Raw genomic sequence first — 442 nt, forward strand, 5'->3', positions numbered from 1 at the left:
TTTTCAGCATACCGTTCTTCTTGCATCATAAAACCAAACTCGCAAGGCATTTCCTTTCCTGTGCTATCTGGACAATGGACGTAAACTAAGCCTTTGCATTTTGCTTTATCATAATTTTCTTGAAAACTGATATCACCAATTATTCCGAATTTAGGCTTTAGCCCATAGTCTATTCCAAATTGTATTAGCATTCGTTAATGTTTTAATATAAATTTACTAAAAAAAATATCATTTCACAAAGTGTTTTGCATTGAAGAGGTAACTCTCAACTTCTAAGAATCTATTTAGTTTATTTTTTATAAAATTTGATATATAGCTATATGAATAAATTTAAGGCTAGATATATTGCCTATTTGATATACAGCCTATTATTTTCATGGTGGAATGGATTTAAAGTATACTGTCCAGTATACTAAAAAGTGGCGTGATGCGAGCATTTAGT

The 442-nt window shown here is 30.1% G+C and carries 1 protein-coding gene; it reads right to left on the bottom strand.

The window, feature by feature from the left end; all coding sequences use genetic code 11:
* Nucleotides 1-191 (bottom strand): hypothetical protein (locus LE190_RS22295; protein ID WP_225240618.1); only part of this gene is annotated, 191 nt, incomplete at its 3' end.
* Between the last annotated feature and the right edge of the window lie 251 nt (nt 192-442).

Origin of the sequence: Massilia hydrophila (assembly GCF_020208145.1) — a bacterium.
Classification (GTDB): domain Bacteria; phylum Pseudomonadota; class Gammaproteobacteria; order Burkholderiales; family Burkholderiaceae_D; genus Telluria; species Telluria hydrophila.